This window comes from Variovorax cryoconiti (assembly GCF_051216395.1).
In the GTDB taxonomy this organism is placed as follows: domain Bacteria; phylum Pseudomonadota; class Gammaproteobacteria; order Burkholderiales; family Burkholderiaceae_C; genus Variovorax.
Window position 1 is genome coordinate 214745 of record NZ_JBPJZI010000007.1, and the last position, 19380, is coordinate 234124.

The window sequence follows — 19380 nt, forward strand, 5'->3', positions numbered from 1 at the left end:
GCGCTATCGCGGGGCGAGCGGCAGCGCGAGCGTCGCCAGCGCCCCGCCGCCTTTCGCGTTGACGAGCTCGATGCGCCCGTGGTGCTGTGAAGCGATCTCCTTCACGAAGGCCAGGCCGAGCCCGGTGCTCTTGCGCTTGCTGTGCGGGCGCGCGAGCGAATAGAACTTCTCGAAGACCTTGTCGCGCGCGTAGTCGGGAATGCCGGGCCCGTGGTCGCGCACGACGATGCGTGCATGCCGCGTATCGGCCTCGAGCCTCAAGTGCACCTCGCTGCCCGACGGGGCGAAGTCGATCGCGTTGTCGAGCAGGTTGCTCACCGCGCGCCGCAGCAGGAAGGGGTCGCCCTCGACCGTCGGTTGCGCGCGCAGGTCGAGCGTCACGCGTACCTCGCGCGCAGAGGCCGCGGCCTGCGCGCCCGCCGCCACATCGTCGAGCAGCGTGGCCAGCGCCACCGGCTGCGTGCGCTGCAGCACCCGCCGCGTCTCGAGCGCGGTGAGCTCCATCATGCGGTCGACGATCTCCTGGATGCGCTGCGTCTCGCTCGCGATGTTGGCGAGAAAACGTTCGCGCTCCGCCTGCGGCATCGACGGTTCCTGCAGCAGCTCGGCTGCACCGCGAATGGCCGACAGCGGACTTTTCACTTCATGCGTGAAGGTCTGCACATAGTCCGAGACGTAGTTGCGGCCGGTGAGCGCATCTCGCATCTCGCTGAAGCCGCCACGCAATGCATCGAGCATGCGCCGGGCCATGCGGCCGATGCTTAAGCGTTTCTGCGCGCGGACCCAGCCGACATAGTCGGAGATCAACCCGAAGGGCCGCACCAGCCACACCGACACGATGATCGCCAGCACCAGCAGCGCGAAGGCCGAGCCCACCCCCACCCACAGCGTGCGCGCCCGTGCGTCCTCGACGAACTGGCCGAAGCTCTGCACCGGTTTACCGACACTGACCATGCCGACGATCTCGTTGTTCCAGCGAATCGGCGCGCCCACGTACATGACGGAGGTGCGCGGGTCGACCTCCACGTCGCGCGAGGTGCGCGCGCCGTACAGGCCGGCGAGCGAGCGGCTGACGTCGGTCCACGCCGAATAGTCGGCCCCGGTGGCACGGCCGAGCGAATCGAACATCACCCGTCCACTGCGGTCGGTCACATACACGCGCAACTCGACCCGGTTCTTGTGCAGGTTGTAGATCTGCGCGGAGAACTGACGCGCATAGACCGAGCGGAACAGCGGATCGAGCCGCGCCGTGTTGATGGCGCCGGCGATCACGTCCTGCTCGACCAGGCTGGCCATCAGCTGCGAGCTCTCGACCAGCGATTCCTCGGCCGATTCGCGGTAGCGCGGGTCGATGTCGCTCACGACGCGGTACAGCAGGAAGGCGATGCCCGCCGTGTAGATCAGCAGGATGCCGAGAAAGATGCGCGAGCGCTTGGTCACGTCACACGGCGGTCGGCAGGTCTTCGTTCAGCGCATAGCCGGTGCCGCGCAGCGTGCGGATCGGCTCCACGTCAGGCGCCACGGCCTTGAGCTTGGCGCGCAATGTCTTGATGTGGGCGTCGACCGTGCGGTCGAAGCTCTCGCCAGGATCGTCCCACACCATTTCCAGCAGCTCGTCGCGGGTGTAGACCCGGCCCGGCCGCTGCACGAAGAGGCACAGCAGGCCGTATTCGTAGCGCGAGAGTTCCAGCGCCCGGCCGTAGTAGCGGATCTGGCGCCGCTCGCCATCGATCAGGAAGGGCTGTGGCGGCGTGGCGACCATCGGGGCAGGGGGGGTCACGGGAATGGCCGCTGCAGCCCGCACGCTGCGTCTGAGCACCGTCCTGACCCGTGCGACGAGCTCCCGGGGAGAAAAAGGTTTGGCGATGTAGTCGTCGGCGCCGAGCTCCAGGCCGACCACCCGGTCGATCTCGTCGCTGCGGGCCGTCAGAAAGATCATCGGCACGTCGGCGCCGCCCGGCAGCGCATGCAGCCGCTTGAACAGCTCGAAGCCGTTGAGGTCGGGCAGGCCGACGTCCAGGATGGCCAGCGCCGGCGGTTCTTGCGCGAACTGAGCAATCGCCTCCTGGGCCGTGGCACACCACACGGGCGTGAAGCCGTCGCTGCGCAGCACGTACTGCAGGGTGTCGGCGATGCCGGATTCGTCTTCCGCGATGAGGATGCGGGGGTTGGGGACCGGGGCTGGAACGCTCATGCGGGAATGGTAGCGATGCGCAAGCGAGCCGATTCGGCCTTTTATGCCGGGGCCGGTTGTCGGGCGGACAGGGCCTGACGGCCGCACCCGGAAAAGATTTCTGCGAAACGCGCGGCGTCTCTATCTTCTTCTTATCTCTCTTATTCAAATTAGTAGTAGTAGATAGGGGTCGCCCCTTTCTGTGGACAGGGCACTATTTCACTGGTGTGACAAGGACTTGCCGCACCCCGACCCATGTGCGCACCCCTGCTTTTCTGCTGTCGCGCCAAAAGGGACAACTTCTCGCCGTGGCACCGCCCTGTGGACAACCCCCTGCTTGTGCCGGAACTCTCCCCAGAGTTGTCCTTTGACAGGGTCGGAAAAATAGGCGAAAGGAGGGGTGGCGACGAAAGACATCCACTGATGAATTTTTAGGCAGTCTGTTCTTTTCCCTTTGAAAACAAGGAGTTGCGAAGCCTTTACAAGAAACTGCTTGAGTTATGCACAGAGTTACCCAAGGTTTGTGGGGAGAAGGTCCAGGGTCGAGCGCTTCGGCCTCACCATCGGCCGAATCGCTTCTAAAAACCCAAGATACGAAAAGGAACGTCTGTGAGCCCCACCGAAACCCGTGCCATCGTGACCCTGAGCCTGCTGGCCGCCTTCGTCGACGGCGACAAGCACGAGCGTGAACGCGCCGAGATCAAGCGCATCGCCGAAGGGCTGTCGCAGGCCGATGGCGTGCACCTGCCCTCGCTCTACCAGGACGTGCTGATGAAGCGCGTGTCGCTGGCCGACGTGAGCGCGGCGCTCGTCAGCACCGAATCGCGCCAACTCGGCTACGAGATGGCGGTGTGTGTGTGCGACGCCGACGGCGCCCAGTCCGAGGCCGAGCGCCACTTCCTGGCCGATGTGCGCACCTCGCTCGGGCTGGACGCGCCGTCCGCCGCGCAGTTCGCCGAGCAGGCCGAGGCGATCGCGACGACACCGCTGGCCACCGGTACGGCCGTGGCGGTCGCTGCCGGTGCGGCCACCGCGACTGCAGCAGCGCCCGCCGTCGACAACGGCGAACTCGACCAATCCATCCTGAACGCCGCCATCCTCAACGGCGCGCTCGAACTGCTGCCCGAGACCCTGTCGACCATGGCGATCATTCCGCTGCAGATGAAGCTGGTCTACCGCATCGGCAAGGCGCACGGCTACGAGCTCGACAGCGGCCACGTGAAGGACTTCATCGCCACCGTCGGTGTGGGCCTGACCTCGCAGTACCTCGAGCAGGCCGGTCGCAAGCTCCTGGGTGGCTTGCTCGGCAAGGTGGGCGGTGGCCTGCTGCGCGGGCTGGGCAACCAGGCAGTGAGTTCGGGCATGAGCTTCGCCACCACCTATGCGCTGGGCCATGTGGCCAAGCGCTACTACGCAGGTGGCCGCACGCTGTCCACGCAGATGCTCAAGGAAGCGTACGCCAGCGTGACGAAGGAAGGGCAGGGGCTGCAGACGCGCTACCTGCCGGCGATCCAGGAGAAGGCGCGCACCTTGAACCCGTCGCAGATCCTCTCGATGGTTCGAGGCGCCTGATTCCCGTCAGGGCGTTGTCGATGCGCCTGCCAGGTCCTCGAGGATCGGGCAGTCCGGCCGGGCGTCGCCGTGGCAGCAATGCACCAGATGCGACAGCGTGCGCTGCATCGCCTGCATGTCGGCGATGCGCTGCTCCAGTTCGCCCAGGTGCTTCTGCGCGATGCGCTTGACGCTCGCGCTGGTGCGCCGTCGGTTGTGCCAGAGGCCGACCAGCTCGGCGATCTCCTCCATCGAGAAGCCGAGGTCGCGCGATCGCTTGACGAAACGCAGCGTGTGGATGTCGGCCTCGGCATATTGCCGGTAGCCGCTGTCGGTGCGCGCCACCGCCGGCAGCAGGCCCAGCCCTTCGTAGTGGCGCACCATGCGCGCCGACACGCCGGAGCGGCGTGCGGCCTCGCCGATGTTCCAGGGACCGGCGCCTGGGGGCGAGGTCATGTCACTGGACCTTGTAGCCGGCGTTCTCGATGGCCGCCACGATGTCCTGGCGCGGCTGTTCGCTCAGCACATCGACATGGCCGGTCGGCAGGTCGACCGTGACCTGCGCCTCGGGGTCGACCGCCTGCACCGCATTCTGGACGGCGCTCGCGCAGTGGCCGCAGGTCATGCCGGCGACTTCGAATTTCTGGCTCATGGTCTGGCTCCTTGCAGATGAAGAGTGGGAAAGATCCTTCAGTGTGAACCTTGACGCCATGGCAAGGTCAAGCAATCCATCGCTTGACCTTGCCACGATGTGAGGCTTTAGGCTTGCGCCCATGAACGATGTCCACACCCTGTCCCCGCACACGCTCGACCTGTCCGTCGGCGGCATGACCTGCGCGTCCTGCGTGGCCCGTGTCGAGCGTGCGCTGCAGCAGGTGCCCGGGGTGCGCGAGGCGAGCGTGAACCTGGCGACCGAGAGCGCCCGCGTCGTGGTCGATGCGAGCGACGACGAGGCGATCGATGCGCATCTTCGCCGTGCGGTGCGCAGCGCGGGCTACGAGCCTCGAAGCGCTGAAGCCGCGCAGGCCGCGGCCGATGCATCGCCCTGGGAAGGCTTTTGGCCCGTGGCCGCCGGCCTGGCCCTGTCGGCGCCCCTGCTCGCGCCGATGCTGCTGCAGCCCTTCGGTGTGCACGCGATGTTGTCGCCATGGTGGCAGCTGCTGCTGGCCGCGCCGGTGCAGTTCTGGCTGGGGGCACGCTTCTACCGGGCGGGCTGGCATGCGGCGCGCGCGCTCACCGGCAACATGGACCTGTTGGTGGCCCTGGGCACCAGTGCGGCCTTCGGCCTGTCGCTGTGGCTCTGGTGGCGTGCGGCGCCGGGCGACATGCCGCATCTCTACTTCGAAGCCTCGGCGGTCGTGATCTCGCTGGTGCTGCTGGGCAAGTGGCTGGAAGCGCGGGCCAAGCGGCAGGCCACGTCGGCGATCCGCGCGCTGCAGCAACTGCGGCCCGAGCTGGCGCACCTGGTCGGGCCACGCAAGGAAACCGACGTGCCGCTGGCCGAGGTGCTGAAGGGCGACACGCTCGCCGTGCGCCCCGGCGAGCGCGTGCCCGCGGATGCGCGCGTGCTCGAAGGCCGCTCGGAGGTCGACGAGTCGATGCTCACCGGTGAGCCGTTGCCGGTGGCCAAGGGACCGGGCGATGTGCTCACTGGCGGCTCGGTGAACGGTGCCGGCCGGTTGGTGGTCGAGGTGCGTGCGGTCGGGGCCGAAAGCGTGTTGGCCCGCATCATCCGGCTGGTCGAAGACGCGCAGGCAGCGAAGGCGCCGATCCAGCGCCTGGTCGACAAGGTGGCCGCGGTCTTCGTGCCGGTGGTGCTGGGCATCGCATTGCTCACGCTCATCGGTTGGTTGATGGCCGGCGCGGGCAGCGAGGTCGCGCTGGTGCATGCGGTTGCGGTACTGGTGATCGCCTGTCCCTGTGCGCTCGGGCTGGCCACGCCGGTGGCGGTGATGGCCGGCACCGGCGTGGCGGCGAAGCACGGCATCCTCATCAAGGACGCGCGTTCGCTCGAGCTGGCGCACAAGGTCGACACCGTGGCCTTCGACAAGACCGGCACGTTGACGCTGGGCACGCCGTCGTTGACCGAGTTGGTGCCGAACGCCGGTGAAACGACGAACGATCTGCTTGCCGTCGCAGCGAGCCTGCAGCGCGGCAGCACGCATCCGTTGGCCAAGGCGGTGCTCGATGCGGCGGCCAAGGCCGGGCTCGACGCTGCTGCAGCGCGCGACCTGCGCTCAGAGTCGGGGCGGGGCGTGCGCGGCACCGTCGGCCCTTCCGAATGGGCGATTGCCAGCCTGCGCTGGTGCGATGAACTCGGCGCGGTGCCCGACGCGTCAACCGTGCGGCGCCTGCAGCAGCGCGGTGCCACGGTGTCGGCGCTGCTCGCATTCGCAGCCGATGACACGTCGCAGGTGAAGGCCCTGCTGGCCTTCAGCGACGAGCCGAAGCCGCAGGCCGCGCAAGCCGTCGCGGCGCTGCAGGCGCGTGGGTTGCGCGTGGTCATGATCTCCGGCGACAACCTGCATGCCGCACAGGCCATGGCCGCACGCGTGGGCATCGCACCCGGCGACGTGCGCGCCGACGTGCTGCCGGCCGACAAGGCGGCGCAGGTCGCGGCGCTGCGCGAGGGCGGCCACGTCGTGGCGATGGTGGGCGACGGCGCCAACGACGCGCCGGCGCTGGCTGCGGCCGATGTCGGCATCGCCATGGCCAACGGCACCGACGTCGCGATGGAAGCGGCCGGCATCACGCTGATGCGCGGCGACCTGTCGCTGGTGGCCGATGCGTTTGACCTGTCGGCGCGCACGGTGGCGAAGATCCGCCAGAACCTGTTCTGGGCCTTCGCGTACAACGTGGTCGGCATTCCTTTCGCGGCTTTCGGTCTGCTCAGTCCGGTGGTGGCCGGCGCGGCCATGGCAGCGTCGAGCGTGAGCGTGATGGCCAACGCGCTGCTGCTGCGGCGCTGGCGGCCGCAGGGTACCCGGCGCATGCCCTGAGCTGGTGTAGAAACACAGACCTCCTGCCGCACTTTCCTTCCATGCGAATCCTGTTGATCGAAGACGACGCCGTGCTGCACGACGTGATGCTGCGCAGCCTGCGCGATGCCGGCCACCGCGTGGACCTGGCGACCAATGTCGAGGACGCCGACCACCTCTGGCGCGTGCAGACCTTCGATGCCGTGCTGCTCGACCTCAACCTGCCGGCCACGTCCAGCCCCACCAGCGGGCTGGCCAGCGGCCTGCAGGTGCTGCGCCTGGCGCGCGGCCGGGGCGACCGCACGCCGGTGCTGGTGCTGACCGCGCGCGACCGCACCGACGAGCGCATCGCGGGCCTCGACGCGGGCGCCGACGACTACCTCGGCAAGCCCTTCGACCTGGCCGAGGTCGAGGCGCGACTGCGGGCCCTGGTGCGGCGCGCACAGGGCACCGACGATGTCTCGACGCTCGGCCAGTTGCGGCTGGACCGCAAGGCGCGACGCTTCGGCGTGGCCGGCGTTCCGCTCGACCTGCCGGCGCGCGAGTTCGAAGTGCTGTGGGAGCTGATGAGCCCGCCCGGCCGCACGGTGAGCAAGCGCGAGCTGTCCGACAAGCTGTCGACCTTCGACGAATCGCTGGGCGACAACGCGCTCGAGGCCTTCATCTCGCGCCTGCGCAAGAAGCTGGCCGGCAGCGGCGCGAGCATCCGCACACTGCGCGGCATCGGCTATCTGCTGGAAGCCGAGGCGTGAGCGCGGCGCCGTCGCTCACGCGACGCGTGCTGCGCGGCGTGCTGCTGCCGCTGGCGCTCACCTGGCTGGTCGGCACCGGGGTGGCACTGGTGGTGGCCAACAGCTTCACCGAACAGGCCTTCGACCGGACCTTGCTCGACGATGCCTATGCGATGTCGTCCAACGTGCGCGCCATCAATGGCGGCATCGAGTTGCTGTTGACGCCGCGCGAAGTCACCGCGGTGCTGTTCGACCAGACGGAGACGGTGCATTTCGCCGTGCTGCAGCGGGATGGCCATCGCCTCGCCGGCGAAGCCGGGCTGGCGGCGCCGGTGCCCGAGGGCGATGCATCGCACCGCTTCTCCGACATCGTGTTTCAGGGCCAGACCCTGCGGGCGGTCGTGCTCAACCATGCCGAACCCAACCCGTACCGCGTGGTGGTGGCGCAGACCACGCGGGCGCGCTCGGCCCTGGTGGAGCGCCTGCTGGTCTATGCGCTGGTGCCGCAGATCCTGCTGCTCGCCGTGCTGGCGATCTGGCTGTGGCGCCGCATCAACCGTGCGCTGCGGCCCCTGGGCGAGCTCGAAGCCACGCTCGACCGTCGCGATGCCAACGACCTGTCGCCCGTGCCGGTGGCGCGCAGTTCGCGCGAACTGGAGCGCCTGGGCGACGCGATGAATGCCTTGTTCGCGCGGGTTACGCACAGCGTGCGCGCGCAGCGCGAGTTCGCCGGCAATGTGGCGCACGAGCTGCGCACGCCGCTGGCCGGCATCCGCGCGCTGGCCGACTACGGCCTGGCGCAGAAGGATTCGGCGGTGTGGCGCGAGCAGCTCGAACGCATCGCCGCGAGCCAGGCGCGGGCCAGCCATCTGGTCGACCAGCTGCTGGGCCTCGCCCTGGCGGACGAGGGCCGCACCGCGCTGCAACGCGCGCCGGTGCGCCTGGACCTGTTGGCGGAAGAAGCGGTGATGCGGCACCTGGCGCGGGCCGATGCGCAGGGCGTCGACCTGGGCGCGCACGGCCTGGACGCCGGGCCCGTGACAGTGCAGGCGAACGCGGCCCTGGTCGAGGGCATCCTCGACAACCTGCTGGACAACGCGCTGCGCTACGGCGGCCGCACGCTCACGGTCGCGCTCGACGGCACGGTGCTGAGCGTGGTGGACGACGGTCCGGGCATCCCCGCCGCATCGCGCCAGGCGCTGATGCAGCGCTGGGCTCAGGGGGCCGACGGGCAGCGGCTGGGGCAGGGGGCCGGGCTCGGGCTGTCGATCGTCGCGCGCTATGCGCAACTGCTCGACGCCCGCCTCACGCTGGAAGATGCCGATGCGCGCGGCGGGCTGCGCGTGAGCCTCGCTTTTCCGCCGAGGTCAGCGCCAGGGGCCGATCAGCCGAGCGTCGGGTAGTCGGTGTAGCCCTTCTCGCCGCCGCCGTACATGGTGACCTTGTCGAGCTCGTTCAACGGTGCGTTCTCGCGCAGGCGGCGCACCAGGTCCGGGTTCGAGATGAAGGGCTTGCCGAAGGCCACGAGGTCGTCGCCTTCCTTCACGGCCGTCTCGGCCAGGGCCTTGTCGTAGCCGTTGTTCACCATCCAGGCGCCCTTGCCGCCGGCCTGGCGGTAGGCGGCCTTGAGCGCCTCGTAGTCGAAGGGCCGGTCGTCGATCTCGCGCGGGCCGCCGGTGGCGCCCTCGATGACGTGGATGTAGGCCAGGTTCATCGTGGCGAGCTGCTTCACGACGTAGTCGAAGAGCGGCTGCGGGTCGGCGTCGTAGGCGTCGTTGGCCGGTGTCACGGGTGACAGGCGAATGCCGGTCTTGCCGCCGCCGATGGCGTCGACCACCGCACGCGTGGCTTCGAGCAGCAGGCGGGCGCGGTTCTCGATGCTGCCGCCGTAGTCGTCGGTGCGCAGGTTGCTGCCGCTCTTCAAAAACTGGTCGAGCAGGTAGCCGTTGGCGCCGTGCATCTCGACACCGTCGAAGCCGGCGGTTTCCACGGCATTGCGCGCGGCGACCGCGTAGGCGTGCACGATGCCGGGCAGTTCTTCGGCGTCGAGTGCGCGCGGCTCGGAGGTTTCGACGAAGCTGGGAACGCCGTCCTTGATCAGCACCGTCTTGCTCTTGGCCGTGATGGCCGAAGGCGCGACCGGTTGGCCGTTGTCGGGCTGCAGGTCGGTGTGCGAGATGCGGCCGACGTGCCACAGCTGCACCACGATCTTGCCGCCCTTGGCATGCACCGCATCGGTCACGCGCTTCCAGCCGTCGAGCTGCTCGGTGGCGTAGAGGCCCGGCACGTCGGCATAGCCCTGCGCCTGGTGGCTGATGGCGGTCGCTTCGGTGATGAGCAGGCCGGCGCTGGCGCGCTGTTCGTAGTAGGTCGCCGTGATGGGCTTGGGGATCGCGTCGGGGGAACGGTTGCGCGTCAGCGGCGCCATGACGATGCGGTTGGCGAGGTGCAGGTCACCGGCCTGGACGGGGTCGAAGAGGGTTGGCATGTTGTTGTTGGGTTGCGGTTGGGTTGCGAATTGGCAACCGGTCGAGCCTAAGCCGGCCCGCCGATCCGTGCTGTGGCGGGGTTGTCGTCTTTGCTGTAGGCGCCGTACGCGGGCGGCCCGCAGAATGCGGCGCATGAGACTGCGACACCTGGTGCTGGTGCTCGGCGATCAGCTGAGCCTGCGAAGCGGCGCCTTCGATCGATTCGACCCGGCATGCGACCGGGTGCTGATGGTCGAGGCGCCGGCCGAATCGACGCATGTGCCGAGCACCAAGATGCGCAGCGCGCTGTTCCTGTCGGCGATGCGGCACTTCGCCGAAGACCTGCGGGCGCAGGCCTGGCCGCTCGACTACCTGCAGCTGGGCAGCCACGCCTTCGACACCATCGCCGATGCCCTGGCCGACGCGCTGGCACGCCATGCGCCCGAGGCGCTGGTGCTGGTCGAACCCGGCGAGTGGCGGCTCGAGCAGGCGGTGCGGGCCACCTGCAAAGCTGCAGCCGTGCGGGTCGACTTGCGCGACGACCTGCACTTCCTGTGTGCGCGGCGCGACTTCATCGACGACGCGCGCGGCAAGTCGCGGCTGGTGATGGAGACGTTCTACCGCCGCATGCGCGTGCGGCACCAAGTGCTGATGCAGCCCGACGGCGAGCCGGTCGGCGGGCAGTGGAACTTCGACGCCGAGAACCGCGGCACTTTCGGCCGACAGGGGCCGGGCCTGCTGCCGCGGCCACCGTCGTTTCCGCCGGATGCCATCACGCGGTCCGCCATCGCCGACGTGGAACGGCACTTCGGCGACCACTACGGCAGCGTCGATGGCTTCGACTGGCCGGTCACCCGAGCCCAGGCGATGGAGGCGCTGGCGGACTTCGTCACGCACCGTCTGCAGGACTTCGGCCGCTTCCAGGACGCGATGTGGCAAGACGAGCCTTTTCTGTACCACGCGCTGATCTCGTCGTCGCTGAACCTCAAGCTGCTTGATCCGCGCGAGGTCATCGACGCGGCGGTCGCGCGCCACGACGAGGGCGCCGCGCCGATCGAGGCCGTCGAGGGCTTCGTGCGCCAGATCCTCGGCTGGCGGGAGTTCATCCGTGGCGTGTACTGGTGGCGCATGCCGGGCCTGCTCGAGGCCAATGCGCTCAAGCACACGGCGCCGCTGCCCGACTGGTACTGGACCGGCCAAGTGCAGATGAATTGCATGAAGCACGCCATCGGCCAGACGCTCGCGACCGGCTACGCGCACCACATCCAGCGGCTGATGGTGACGGGCAACTTCGCGCTCACCTTCGGCATGGCACCGGCGCAGGTGCATGCGTGGTACCTGTCGGTCTACGTCGATGCGGTGGAGTGGGTCGAGGCACCCAACACGCTGGGCATGGCGCTCTACGCCGACGGCGCGCGCTTCGTGACCAAGCCGTATGCAGCCGGCGGTGCCTACATCCACCGCATGAGCAACTACTGCACGGGCTGCCGCTACAAGCCGACCTCGCGCCGCGGCGACGATGCCTGCCCGATGACGGTGATGTACTGGGACTTCGTCGCGCGCCACGCGCCGATGCTGGAACGCAACCCGCGCACCATGATGATGGTGAAGAACCTCGCGCGCTTTGGCACCGACGAGGTGGCGACCATCCGCGCGACGGCCGAGCGCATGCGCGCGCTGCCGGACGCACTCTGAGCGCCGGTGCCGCTGCGTTACTTCGCTTGGCTCTCGGCCTTCTGCGCCGCCTGCACCGCCGGACGCGCACCAATGCGCGCATGCCATGCCAGCAAGTTGGCGAAGGGCGCGAGATCCACACCGGTCGGCTTGGCCCAGTTGAGCACCGTGAAGAGGTAGCCGTCGGCCACGCTGAAGTGCTCGCCCATGAGGAATTCCTTGCCGTCGACTTCCTTGTCGAGCCAGGCGAAGCGCGTCTTCAGGCGTTCCTTGGCGATGGTCTTCGCTTCCTCGGGCATCGCCGGGTTGAACAGCGGGCTGAAGCCCTTGTGGACCTCGGTGCCGATGAAGGTGAGCCATTCCTGCAGGCGGTAGCGCTGCATCGTGCCGGCGGCGGGTGCGAGGTTCTTCAGGGGCGCCTGGTCGGCGATGTACTGCACGATGGCCGGGCCTTCGCGCAGGCGCGTGCCGTCGTCGAGTTCGAGCATCGGCACGTAGCCCAGCGGGTTGATGCCGTAGTAGTCGGTGCCGTCCTGGAGCTTGTGGCTCTTGGTGCTGGCCAGCACCGGTTCGAAGGCGATGCCGGCTTCGTGCAGCGCGATGAGGGGCGAGAGCGAACAGGTGCCGGGCGAGTGATACAGCTTCATGGAATGTTCCGGAAGAAGGGTGGGAAGGCTGGAGCGGAGGTCGATCGTAGCGGGTTGATCAGCGCCCGGTGCGCGCTGCGTTTTTGTCCTACGGTGCCTTGCGCGGCACGACTATCCGGCGTGCATGGGCGATTTTTTAAGCTTCATCCATGGGCGGCGTGGTGCTGCCGATGAGGAAATCACATGTTGAAGTACGCCATCATTTTCGCGATCGTTTCGCTGATCGCCGGTGCGCTTGGCTTCGGCGGCGTGGCGGCCGGCGCGGCCGGGATCGCCAAGGTGCTGTTCGGGCTGTTCCTGGTGCTGGCGGTCGTGTTCCTGGTGCTCGCAGCGCTGGGCGTGGGCGCCGTCCGAAAAGTGATCGACTGAGCGTGCACTTCTCTCACATCGAGACCGTCCTCGACTACGAGGTGGCGGCTCCGTCGCACTTGCTGCTCAACATCGAGGCGGTGCGCTCCGGCGGCCAGGTGGTGTTGCGCGAGAACCTGGTGGTGGAGCCGGCGGTCGAGATGCAGGCCTTCTGCGACGAAGGCAGCGGCAACCGCTTCATCCGTTTCGATGCGGTGCCGGGGCCGCTGAAGATCCGTTACACCGCCAGCGTCCAGCGGTCCTTCGTCGAAGTGCCCGTCGATCTCGAGGAAGTGCCCGTCAATCAAGTGCCCCATGAATTGGTGCACTACCTGATGTCCTCGCGGTACTGCGAGTCCGACGTGATGGCGCGCGCCGCGCAACAGCTGTTCGGCGATTTGCCGCAGGGCATCGGCCGCGTGCAGGCCATCGCCGACTGGATCCACGACAGCATTCGCTACGAGCCAGGCAGCAGCGAGTCGACGACCACGGCACGCGATGTCTTCGTGCAGCGTGCCGGCGTCTGCCGCGATTTCGCGCACCTGGGCATCACCTTTTGCCGTGCGCTGAACATTCCGGCTCGATTGGTCGTCGGCTATGTTTACTTCGACGAGCCGCCGCAGGATTTCCACGCGATCTTCGAAGCGTGGATTGGTGGGCAGTGGGTGTTGTTCGACCCGACGCGCATGGCGCCTGTCGATCGCCTGGTGCGCGTGGGCACCGGCCGCGACGCCAAGGACGTGGCCTTCTGCACGATCTTCGGGCCGGTCAGCATGACCAACAAGATGCTCACGGTGCGCGAGTACCAGGACGAGAGCGCGCCGCCCTCCGTGGCCCCGGCGCCCACGGGCACCGTCGTCGGCATCGAAAAGCCGGTGCCGGTGACGCCGGTCGCGTCGAACGATCCGGCCTTGAGCGCGGCCCACGCTCTGTCTGCGCTCGACTGACGCTACAAAAATAGTAGCATCGGAGCCCGCCGTGGCAAGGGCCGCGGCGTGGTGTGGATGGAACGCGCGGGTGTCCCCACAGGCGGCATTGACGGGGGTTGGCGCTTAAAATCACCGCCCCTCCCTCGCAGAGTTCCGCAGCGCATGCGTGCGCTGGCCACCCACCATGTTGTATCCCGAAGAATTCGATGTGATCGTCGTCGGCGGCGGCCATGCCGGCACCGAAGCCGCGCTCGCGGCCGCCCGCATGGGCGCGAAGACGCTGCTGCTCACCCACAACATCGAGACGCTCGGCCAGATGAGCTGCAACCCGTCGATCGGCGGGATCGGCAAGGGGCATCTGGTGAAAGAGGTGGATGCGCTGGGCGGCGCGATGGCGCTGGCCACCGACGAGGCGGGCATTCAGTTCCGCATCCTGAACTCGAGCAAAGGCCCGGCTGTGCGTGCCACCCGCGCGCAGGCCGATCGCGTGCTCTACAAGGCGGCCATCCGCAGCAGGCTGGAGAACCAGCCGAACCTGAGCCTGTTCCAGCAGGCCGTCGACGACCTGATGGTGGAGGGCGACCGCGTGGTCGGCGCCGTGACGCAGGTGGGCATCCGCTTCCGGGCGCGCACGGTCGTGCTCACGGCCGGCACCTTCCTGGACGGCCGCATCCACGTCGGGCTCGACAACTACCAGGCCGGACGCGCCGGCGATCCGCCGGCCATCAGCCTGTCGGCACGGCTCAAGGAGCTGAAGCTGCCGCAAGGCCGCCTCAAGACCGGCACACCGCCGCGGCTCGATGGGCGCAGCATCGACTTCTCCAAGTGCGCCGAACAGCCGGGCGACGGCATGCCCGGCGGTGCGACCGACGTGATGCCGGTGTTCAGCACCATGGGCCGCGCCGACATGCATCCGCGGCAGATGGCCTGCTGGGTCACCCACACCAACGCGCGCACGCACGACATCATCCGGTCCGGCTTCGACCGCAGTCCGATGTTCACCGGGAAGATCGAAGGGGTGGGGCCGCGCTACTGCCCGAGCGTCGAGGACAAGATCAACCGCTTCGCCGACAAGGACAGCCACCAGATCTTCCTGGAGCCCGAAGGCCTGACCACGAACGAGTACTACCCGAACGGCATTTCGACCAGCCTGCCTTTCGACATCCAGTACCAGCTGGTGCGCTCGATGGCGGGCCTGGAAAACGCGCACATCCTGCGGCCGGGCTACGCCATCGAATACGACTACTTCGACCCGCGCGAACTCAAGAGCAGTTTCGAGACGCGGGCCATCCAGGGGCTGTTCTTCGCGGGGCAGATCAACGGCACCACCGGCTACGAAGAGGCGGCGGCCCAGGGGCTGTTCGCGGGGATCAACGCAGCGTTGCAATGCCGTGGTGAGGATGCCTGGCTGCCGCGGCGCGATGAGGCTTACCTGGGTGTGCTGGTCGACGACCTGATCACCAAGGGCGTGACCGAGCCGTATCGCATGTTCACCAGCCGCGCCGAGTTCCGGCTGCAGCTGCGTGAGGACAACGCCGACATGCGCTTGACCGAAGCAGGGCGGAAGCTCGGGCTGGTCGACGATGCACGTTGGGAGGCGTTCTCGCGCAAGCGCGATGCTGTTTCACGTGAAACACAGCGCTTGAAGTCGACGTGGGTGAATCCCCGCAATCTGCCGGCCGTCGAGTCGGCCCGGGTGCTGGGCAAGGCCATCGAGCACGAATACAACCTGGGTGACCTGCTGCGCCGGCCGGATGTCGACTACGCGTCGCTCATGTCGCTGGACGGCGGCAAATACGCACCGCGCGAGCCGCTCGACGCGACCGAGGTCGAGCAGGTGGAAATCTCCGCCAAGTACTCTGGCTACATCGACCGCCAGCACGACGAGGTGGAACGGGCGTCGCATTTCGAGAACCTCAAGCTGCCGGCGGACTTCGACTACGGTCAGGTGCCCGCGCTGAGCTTCGAGGTTCGGCAGACGCTGGCGCGCCAGCGCCCGGAAACGCTGGGCCTGGCATCGCGCATGTCCGGTGTGACGCCGGCGGCGATCTCGTTGCTGATGGTGCATCTGCGCAAGGGCGGTCATCGGGCGTTCGCCAAGACCGCCGATGTCTCGACGGCGCCCACGGCCGAATGAGCGGCGAGGCGACCCTGCGCGCGGGCGCAGCACAGCTCGGCCTGGCGCTGGACGATCAGCAGTGCGAGCGATTGCTGGCCTACGGCGCATTGATCCTGAAGTGGAACAAGGTCTACAACCTGACGGCGCTGCGCGACCCGGCGACGGTGATGACGCACCATCTGCTGGACAGCCTCTCGGTCATCGCGCCGCTGCAGCGTGAGCGAGCGGCCGCGACGCGCTTGCTGGACGTCGGTGCCGGCGCCGGTTTACCTGGCGTCGTGATCGCCATCATGCGGTCCGATGTCGATGTCACCTGCCTCGATGCGGTGGCCAAGAAGACGGCGTTCGTCCAGCAGGTGGCGGCGGAACTCAAGCTGCCCAACCTCCGGGGCTTGCACGCCCGGGTCGAAACACTGACCGGCGCGTACGACGTCATCAGCAGCCGCGCCTTCGCCTCGCTGCCGGATTTCTACAGCGGCTCGGTGCAGCTGCTGGCGGAGGAGGGTGTCTGGCTCGCCATGAAGGGCAAGGTGCCGGCGGAGGAATTGGCTGCACTGCCACCCGGCGTGGATGTGTTTCACGTGGAACAACTGACCGTGCCCGGCCTCGATGCCGAGCGCTGCATCGTCTGGGCGCGAAAAGCCGCGCACTGAAGCCTCAACGAGTGCTGGAAGAGGGCGTTGCGGCGCCGGGGCTGACTTAGACTCGACGCTCCCTTTCTTCAGGCACCTCCCATGTTCGGCATCGCTGATTACGGCGCTTTCGTTGCAGCCATCGTTCTGTTCCTCGCGATCCCGGGCCCCGGCAATCTGGCGCTGATCACCTCGACGGGGAAGGGTGGCATCCGCGGCGGCCTGGCCGCCACGCTGGGACTGATCGCCGGCGATCAGGTGCTCATGTGGATGGCAGTCGCCGGCGTGGCCGCGCTGCTGGCCGCCTACCCGGCCGCCTTCCACGCAGTGCGTTGGCTGGGCGCCGCCTACCTGGCCTGGCTGGGCTTCAGGATGCTGTTGGCCAAGTCCGGCGCTGCGCCCATCCTGAACATCCGACCGCGACAGTTCGCGCGGCAGGCCTTTTTCATCACGTTGCTCAATCCCAAGGCCATCGTGTTCTACATGGCCTTCTTCCCGCTCTTCGTCGACCCGGTGCGCCATCAGGGTGTGGTGACCTTCGGCGCGATGGCGCTCACGATCGCGGTGCTCACCTTCGCCTATGGCCTGGCAGCGACGCTGCTCACGCACTTTCTGGCCGAACGCATGCGCGCCAACCCGCGCATCTCCAGGACGCTCGAGAAGCTGGCCGGTGTCTTCCTGATCGGCTTCGGCGTCAAGCTCGCCGTGTCGCGCTGAAAGGGGCCGGACCATGGCCAAGATTTTCTGCATCGCCAACCAGAAGGGTGGCGTCGGCAAGACCACCACCACGGTGAATCTCGCCGCCGGACTGGCCAAGGTCGGGCAGCGGGTGCTGATGATCGACCTGGACCCGCAGGGCAATGCCACCATGGGGTCGGGCATCGACAAGCGCCAGCTCGAGACGACGGTGTACGACGTGCTGCTGGAGTCGTCCTCGGTCGCCGAGGCGCGGGTCAAGTCCGAGTCCTGCGGCTACGACGTGCTGGGCGCCAACCGCGAACTGGCCGGCGCCGAGGTCGAGATGGTGGCGCTGGACCGCCGCGAGAAGCGCCTGCGCACCGCGCTGGCCGCCGTCGGTGCCGAGTACGACTTCATCCTGATCGATTGCCCGCCCAGCCTCAGCCTGCTGACGCTCAACGGGCTGTGCGCCGCCCATGGCGTGATCGTGCCAATGCAGTGCGAGTACTTCGCGCTCGAGGGCCTGACCGACCTGGTCAACACCATCAAGCAGGTGCACGCCAACCTCAACAAGAACCTGCAGATCATTGGCCTGCTGCGCGTCATGTTCGACCCGCGCATCACCCTGCAGCAGCAGGTGAGCGAGCAACTCAAGGCGCACTTCGGCGACAAGGTGTTCGACACCGTGATCCCGCGCAACGTGCGGCTGGCCGAAGCGCCGAGCTACGGGCTGCCGGGTGTCATCTTCGACCCGGCGGCTCGTGGCAGCCAGGCCTTCATCGCCTTCGCGCAGGAATTGGTCGCCAAGATGCCGCCGGCCAGCGCTTTCGCGCCGTCGGCCCCCGCCGCCCCTGCGCCGATCGACCTGCCTGCAACCCTGCAGAGCGCGGCCGGCGGCCCCGAGCCATGACCGCCGCCGTCACGCCCGCCATCACCACGCTGTTGCTGCCCGGCTGGCAGAACAGCGATGCGGCCCACTGGCAGAGCCGGTGGGAAGCCGTGCACGGCGACCACCGCGTCGAGCAGCACGACTGGATACGCCCGAAGCGGGGCGACTGGTCGGCCCGCCTCGACGAAGCGGTGCTGGCCGCACCCGGCCCGGTCGTGCTTGTCGCGCACAGCCTCGGCTGCATCCTCGTCGCGGCCTGGGCGGCGCACTCTCGCCAGACGGCCAAGGTGCGTGCGGCCTTGCTGGTGGCCCCTGGCGACCTCGAACGCGACGACCTGCGCCAGATGATTCCCGGCTGGGCGCCGATCGTGCGGCAGCCGCTGCCTTTCCCGGCGCTGATGGTCGCCGCCAACGACGACCCGTACTGCGACGCGGCCCGCGCGCGCGGCATGGCGGCCGACTGGGCCGCCCGCTTCGTCGACCGCGGCCCCGGCGGCCACCTCAACGGCGACTCCGGCCTGGGCGACTGGCCCGAAGGCCGGGCGCTCCTGAACGACTTTCTGAACGACAACGAAGACTGACCTCGATGGCCACCAAGAAACCCAAGGGCCTCGGCCGCGGACTCGAAGCCCTGCTGGGCCCCACCTACAACGGCGGTAGCGACGCTGGCAGCAACGATGCCGGCACCGCTGCCGGCGGCGCCTCCGCCGCGAACCCGACCGTCCTGAAGCTCGACCAGATGGTCGCCGGCGTCTACCAGCCGCGCACCCGCATGGACGAGGGTGCGCTGTACGAGCTGGCCGAGAGCATCAAGGTGCAGGGCATCATGCAGCCCATCCTCGTGCGCCGGCTCGATGCCGAATCGGCTGCCGCGAAGGACGCCGAATTCGAGATCATCGCCGGCGAGCGCCGCTTCCGCGCCGCCAAGCTGGCGGGGCTGGACAGCGTGCCGGTGCTGGTGCGCGACGTGCCGAACGAGGCCGCCGCTGCGATGTCGCTCATCGAGAACATCCAGCGCGAAGACCTGAATCCGCTGGAAGAGGCCCAAGGCCTGCAACGCCTGGTCGCAGAGTTTGGGCTCACTCACGAAATGGCGGCGCAGGCCGTAGGGCGGTCGCGCAGCGCGGCCAGCAACCTGCTGCGCCTGCTGAACCTGGCCGAGCCGGCGCAGGCCATGCTGATGGCCGGCGACATCGACATGGGTCACGCCCGCGCGCTGCTGTCGCTGGACCGCGGCACGCAGATCACCGCGGCCAACCAGATCGCCGCCAGGAAAATGTCGGTCCGGGAAGCCGAGGCGCTGGTGAAGAAACTGGCCGCCGAGTTCAGCCTGACGCCGTCGCCGCGCCGCGGCAATGCCGAGAAGTCGCGTGATCTGCAGCGCGTCGAGGAAGAGCTGGCCGACCTGCTCACCGCCGAGGTCGAGGTGCGCATCAAGAAGCGCAGCAAGCGTGGCGGCAAGGTGGAGGAGAGCGGCGAGCTCGCCATCCATTTCGGCTCGCTCGAAGCGCTCAATGGCCTGATCGACCGCCTGCGCGGTACCGCCTCTTAGGGCGCGGGCGC

General features: G+C 68.2%; 19 protein-coding genes. 13 read left to right on the forward strand and 6 right to left on the reverse strand.

The features are described from left to right. Window positions 1–3 precede the first annotated feature (3 nt). Complete coding sequence (gene creC, locus ACSFA2_RS18170; protein ID WP_435456716.1) at window positions 4–1440, reverse strand: two-component system sensor histidine kinase CreC; 1437 nt, start codon at window positions 1438–1440, stop codon at window positions 4–6. A gap of 1 nt (window position 1441) precedes the next feature. After that, window positions 1442–2194 (reverse strand): two-component system response regulator CreB, encoded by a 753-nt coding sequence (gene creB / locus ACSFA2_RS18175; RefSeq protein ID WP_435456717.1) that lies wholly within the window; start codon window positions 2192–2194, stop codon window positions 1442–1444. A gap of 588 nt (window positions 2195–2782) precedes the next feature. Here creB and ACSFA2_RS18180 point away from each other — a divergent pair. Beyond that, a complete protein-coding gene (locus tag ACSFA2_RS18180; RefSeq protein WP_435456718.1) occupies window positions 2783–3745 on the forward strand; it encodes a YcjF family protein in 963 nt (320 codons plus the stop codon). A 6-nt stretch (window positions 3746–3751) separates the two neighbouring features. Here the strand turns inward: ACSFA2_RS18180 and cueR are convergent, their stop codons facing one another. Both cueR and ACSFA2_RS18190 read right to left on the reverse strand, forming a co-directional pair. Next, on the reverse strand, window positions 3752–4180 hold the full coding sequence (gene cueR / locus ACSFA2_RS18185; protein WP_435456719.1) for a Cu(I)-responsive transcriptional regulator: 429 nt from the start codon (window positions 4178–4180) through the stop codon (window positions 3752–3754). Window position 4181: 1 nt separating this feature from the next. After that, window positions 4182–4376, reverse strand: coding sequence for a heavy-metal-associated domain-containing protein (locus ACSFA2_RS18190; RefSeq protein ID WP_435456720.1), 195 nt, complete (start codon window positions 4374–4376; stop codon window positions 4182–4184). A 121-nt stretch (window positions 4377–4497) separates the two neighbouring features. On the opposite strand from ACSFA2_RS18190, the gene ACSFA2_RS18195 reads away from it, so the two are divergent. From ACSFA2_RS18195 to ACSFA2_RS18205, 3 genes are read left to right on the forward strand one after another with little or no spacing between them, the layout of a single operon-like run. Then, window positions 4498–6723, forward strand: a complete 2226-nt coding sequence (locus ACSFA2_RS18195; RefSeq protein WP_435456721.1) for a heavy metal translocating P-type ATPase — start codon at window positions 4498–4500, stop codon at window positions 6721–6723. A 41-nt stretch (window positions 6724–6764) separates the two neighbouring features. Then, on the forward strand, window positions 6765–7454 hold the full coding sequence (locus ACSFA2_RS18200) for a response regulator transcription factor (RefSeq protein WP_435456722.1): 690 nt from the start codon (window positions 6765–6767) through the stop codon (window positions 7452–7454). Then, the gene (locus tag ACSFA2_RS18205; RefSeq protein ID WP_435456723.1) at window positions 7451–8836 is read left to right on the forward strand and encodes a sensor histidine kinase; all 1386 of its coding nucleotides are present in this window, start codon (window positions 7451–7453) and stop codon (window positions 8834–8836) included. Before ACSFA2_RS18200 ends, ACSFA2_RS18205 begins: the two co-directional genes overlap by 4 nt. On the opposite strand, the gene ACSFA2_RS18210 is transcribed toward ACSFA2_RS18205, so the two are convergent. Continuing rightward, window positions 8818–9921: an alkene reductase gene (locus tag ACSFA2_RS18210; RefSeq protein ID WP_435456724.1), complete on the reverse strand. Its 1104-nt coding sequence runs from the start codon at window positions 9919–9921 to the stop codon at window positions 8818–8820. The two genes, ACSFA2_RS18205 and ACSFA2_RS18210, sit on opposite strands and share 19 nt — an antisense overlap. A 133-nt stretch (window positions 9922–10054) precedes the next feature. On the opposite strand from ACSFA2_RS18210, the gene ACSFA2_RS18215 reads away from it, so the two are divergent. Next, window positions 10055–11596 (forward strand): cryptochrome/photolyase family protein, encoded by a 1542-nt coding sequence (locus tag ACSFA2_RS18215; RefSeq protein WP_435456725.1) that lies wholly within the window; start codon window positions 10055–10057, stop codon window positions 11594–11596. Between the two features lie 17 nt (window positions 11597–11613). On the opposite strand, the gene gstA is transcribed toward ACSFA2_RS18215, so the two are convergent. Next, window positions 11614–12222 carry a glutathione transferase GstA gene (gstA, locus tag ACSFA2_RS18220; RefSeq protein ID WP_435456726.1) on the reverse strand — a complete coding sequence of 203 codons (609 nt, stop codon included), beginning with the start codon at window positions 12220–12222 and terminating at the stop codon, window positions 11614–11616. 183 nt (window positions 12223–12405) lie between these two features. On the opposite strand from gstA, the gene ACSFA2_RS18225 reads away from it, so the two are divergent. The 8 genes from ACSFA2_RS18225 to ACSFA2_RS18260 all read left to right on the forward strand — a co-directional run bounded on the left by ACSFA2_RS18225 (window position 12406) and on the right by ACSFA2_RS18260 (window position 19369). After that, window positions 12406–12591, forward strand: coding sequence for a DUF1328 family protein (locus ACSFA2_RS18225; RefSeq protein ID WP_435456727.1), 186 nt, complete (start codon window positions 12406–12408; stop codon window positions 12589–12591). Between the two features lie 2 nt (window positions 12592–12593). Continuing rightward, window positions 12594–13517, forward strand: a complete 924-nt coding sequence (locus ACSFA2_RS18230) for a transglutaminase-like domain-containing protein (protein WP_435456728.1) — start codon at window positions 12594–12596, stop codon at window positions 13515–13517. Window positions 13518–13683: 166 nt separating this feature from the next. Next, a complete protein-coding gene (gene mnmG / locus ACSFA2_RS18235; protein WP_435456729.1) occupies window positions 13684–15636 on the forward strand; it encodes a tRNA uridine-5-carboxymethylaminomethyl(34) synthesis enzyme MnmG in 1953 nt (650 codons plus the stop codon). Beyond that, window positions 15633–16271: a 16S rRNA (guanine(527)-N(7))-methyltransferase RsmG gene (gene rsmG / locus ACSFA2_RS18240; protein ID WP_435456730.1), complete on the forward strand. Its 639-nt coding sequence runs from the start codon at window positions 15633–15635 to the stop codon at window positions 16269–16271. The genes mnmG and rsmG overlap by 4 nt, the downstream gene beginning before the upstream one ends. An 81-nt stretch (window positions 16272–16352) precedes the next feature. Further along, window positions 16353–16967 (forward strand): LysE family transporter, encoded by a 615-nt coding sequence (locus tag ACSFA2_RS18245; RefSeq protein WP_435456731.1) that lies wholly within the window; start codon window positions 16353–16355, stop codon window positions 16965–16967. Between the two features lie 13 nt (window positions 16968–16980). Beyond that, entirely contained in the window at window positions 16981–17838 is an 858-nt protein-coding gene (locus tag ACSFA2_RS18250; protein WP_435456732.1) for a ParA family protein, read from the forward strand. Further along, window positions 17835–18398 (forward strand): RBBP9/YdeN family alpha/beta hydrolase, encoded by a 564-nt coding sequence (locus ACSFA2_RS18255; RefSeq protein WP_435456733.1) that lies wholly within the window; start codon window positions 17835–17837, stop codon window positions 18396–18398. Before ACSFA2_RS18250 ends, ACSFA2_RS18255 begins: the two co-directional genes overlap by 4 nt. A gap of 5 nt (window positions 18399–18403) precedes the next feature. Further along, entirely contained in the window at window positions 18404–19369 is a 966-nt protein-coding gene (locus tag ACSFA2_RS18260) for a ParB/RepB/Spo0J family partition protein (protein ID WP_435456734.1), read from the forward strand. Window positions 19370–19380: the final 11 nt, after the last annotated feature.

Bases quoted from the DNA above. Each gene is read 5' to 3' on its own strand.
- creB (WP_435456717.1), bottom strand. From the start codon at position 2,194: ATGAGCGTTCCAGCCCCGGTCCCCAACCCCCGCATCCTCATCGCGGAA.
- cueR (WP_435456719.1), bottom strand. From the start codon at position 4,180: ATGACCTCGCCCCCAGGCGCCGGTCCCTGGAACATCGGCGAGGCCGCA.
- ACSFA2_RS18190 (WP_435456720.1), bottom strand. From the start codon at position 4,376: ATGAGCCAGAAATTCGAAGTCGCCGGCATGACCTGCGGCCACTGCGCG.
- ACSFA2_RS18195 (WP_435456721.1), top strand. From the start codon at position 4,498: ATGAACGATGTCCACACCCTGTCCCCGCACACGCTCGACCTGTCCGTC.
- ACSFA2_RS18200 (WP_435456722.1), top strand. From the start codon at position 6,765: ATGCGAATCCTGTTGATCGAAGACGACGCCGTGCTGCACGACGTGATG.
- ACSFA2_RS18210 (WP_435456724.1), bottom strand. From the start codon at position 9,921: ATGCCAACCCTCTTCGACCCCGTCCAGGCCGGTGACCTGCACCTCGCC.
- ACSFA2_RS18215 (WP_435456725.1), top strand. From the start codon at position 10,055: ATGAGACTGCGACACCTGGTGCTGGTGCTCGGCGATCAGCTGAGCCTG.
- gstA (WP_435456726.1), bottom strand. From the start codon at position 12,222: ATGAAGCTGTATCACTCGCCCGGCACCTGTTCGCTCTCGCCCCTCATC.
- ACSFA2_RS18225 (WP_435456727.1), top strand. From the start codon at position 12,406: ATGTTGAAGTACGCCATCATTTTCGCGATCGTTTCGCTGATCGCCGGT.
- mnmG (WP_435456729.1), top strand. From the start codon at position 13,684: ATGTTGTATCCCGAAGAATTCGATGTGATCGTCGTCGGCGGCGGCCAT.
- rsmG (WP_435456730.1), top strand. From the start codon at position 15,633: ATGAGCGGCGAGGCGACCCTGCGCGCGGGCGCAGCACAGCTCGGCCTG.
- ACSFA2_RS18245 (WP_435456731.1), top strand. From the start codon at position 16,353: ATGTTCGGCATCGCTGATTACGGCGCTTTCGTTGCAGCCATCGTTCTG.
- ACSFA2_RS18250 (WP_435456732.1), top strand. From the start codon at position 16,981: ATGGCCAAGATTTTCTGCATCGCCAACCAGAAGGGTGGCGTCGGCAAG.
- ACSFA2_RS18255 (WP_435456733.1), top strand. From the start codon at position 17,835: ATGACCGCCGCCGTCACGCCCGCCATCACCACGCTGTTGCTGCCCGGC.
- ACSFA2_RS18260 (WP_435456734.1), top strand. From the start codon at position 18,404: ATGGCCACCAAGAAACCCAAGGGCCTCGGCCGCGGACTCGAAGCCCTG.